We start from the raw sequence: 1835 nt of genomic DNA, 5'->3' as shown, positions 1-1835 counted from the left end.
TTTAACGAATTACCCGAAAGAAGTCTCCTTCCTCAAGCGTGTGAAGGGCAATAGCCCAACGATAGGTGGGAGATGAATTTCGGTTTGGCGCAGCCGAAAAGCATGTAACTGTGCTTTTTATTTTCTCTATGGTATAATCAGTCTTATAAAATAAAAAGGTTGGTATAACAGTGAAATTAGATAGTAATAATCATTCAGTGTTCCTATTGTATTATCACCTTGTATTAGTTGTGAAATACAGAAGAAATGTATTTGATGATGATATGTCAGACTATGCAAAAAACATGTTTGTACGGTTATCCGAGAAGTACAATATAACATTGGTAGAATGGAATCATGATGTTGACCATGTACATATCTTGTTCAAGGCGCATCCTAATACAGAAATGACAAAGTTCATCAATGCATATAAGAGTGCAAGTTCTCGACTCATTAAAAGAGATTTTCCACAGGTAAAAAAGAAACTTTGGAAAGAGATGTTTTGGTCAAGAAGTTTTTGCCTACTAACTACTGGTGGTTCACCAATAGACATAGTAAAGAAGTATATTGAAAATCAAGGTGAAAAGTGAGGTGAAATGATATGACAAAGCATAATAAAGCATATAAATTTCGTTTGTATCCAACAGAAGAACAAGCATATCTTATACGTAAAACCTTTGGTTGTGTACGCTTCGTATATAACAGAATGTTGGCTGAACGGAAAGAAGTATATGAGAAATACAAAGATGATAAGGAACAACTAAAGAAACAAAAATTTCCAACTCCAGCAAAATACAAAGAAGAGTTGGAATGGTTGAAAGAAGTTGATTCATTAGCTCTGGCAAATGCTCAACTAAACTTGCAAACTGCCTATAAGAATTTCTTTAGCGGCCAAAACGACTTCCCAACATTCAAAAGTAAAAAAGGTAGAAAGTCTTATACAACGAATGTAGTGAACGGAAATATTATGTTACTAAATGGTCATATCAAATTACCAAAACTGAAAATGGTACGTATCAAACAGCATAGAGAAATACCACAAGACCATAGGATCAAGTCGTGTACAATCTCCATGACACCTACTGGTAAATACTATGTGTCCATCTTGACTGAATATGAGAAAAAAATTGTACAAAAAGAAGTAGAAACAGTTGTTGGATTAGACTTTGCGATGGATGGATTATACGTTAGTTCTGAGGGTGAGAAAGCCAATTATCCTAAGTTCTATCGTAAAATGTTAGACCAATTAGCAAAGGCACAACGAGTATTATCAAGACGTACGAAAGGTTCTGAACGCTGGAATAAACAACGTATCCGTGTAGCGAAGTTACACGAAAAAGTAGCTAATCAACGTAAGAATTTCCTTCATCATAAGTCTAAAAAATTAGCTACTCATTTTGATGTTGTAGCGATTGAAGACCTAAACATGAAAGGAATGTCGCAAGCACTTCACTTTGGAAAGAGTGTAGCTGACAATGGTTGGGGTATGTTCACTTCTTTTTTAGCTTATAAACTACACGAACAAGGCAAACAACTTGTGAAAATAGATAAATGGTTTCCTTCCACAAAAACATGTAGCAGTTGTGGAAGTGTGAGAGATATGCCATTGTCTGAGCGAGTATATTCTTGTACATGTGGTGTAAATCTCGATAGAGATTATAACTCAGCCATCAATATCAAAAATGAAGCAATACGCCTAGTAGCATTAGCATAAATCGCAACAAAATAACCTTTGGAACAAGGGAGTTAGCTCGGCTGTCTTAGGACGAATTCGTTAGCTATCAAAAGGAACGACTAACCGAGAAGCCCCCACTTCAAGTAAACTCGTAAGAGTTACTAAGTGGCGGGTAGTTCAC

At 35.8% G+C, this 1835-nt stretch carries 2 protein-coding genes; both read left to right on the top strand.

Going from position 1 to position 1835, the window contains the following annotated elements; genetic code table 11:
* Positions 1–170 precede the first annotated feature (170 nt).
* On the top strand, positions 171–569 hold the full coding sequence (gene tnpA / locus HRG09_RS27990) for an IS200/IS605 family transposase (protein WP_174104056.1): 399 nt from the start codon (positions 171–173) through the stop codon (positions 567–569).
* 11 nt (positions 570–580) lie between these two features.
* Positions 581–1693 (top strand): RNA-guided endonuclease TnpB family protein, encoded by a 1113-nt coding sequence (locus HRG09_RS27985; RefSeq protein ID WP_174104055.1) that lies wholly within the window; start codon positions 581–583, stop codon positions 1691–1693.
* Positions 1694–1835 lie beyond the last annotated feature (142 nt).

This window comes from Bacillus sp. Xin1 (genome assembly GCF_013314535.1).
Lineage (GTDB): Bacteria > Bacillota > Bacilli > Bacillales > Bacillaceae_G > Bacillus_A.
The sequence above is the reverse complement of the archived record's forward strand: the minus strand, read 5'-3'. Positions and strand labels throughout refer to the sequence as shown.

What these genes read in the sequence shown, in the direction of transcription:
- HRG09_RS27985 (WP_174104055.1), top strand. Translation starts at nt 581, where the DNA reads ATGACAAAGCATAATAAAGCATATAAATTTCGTTTGTATCCAACAGAA.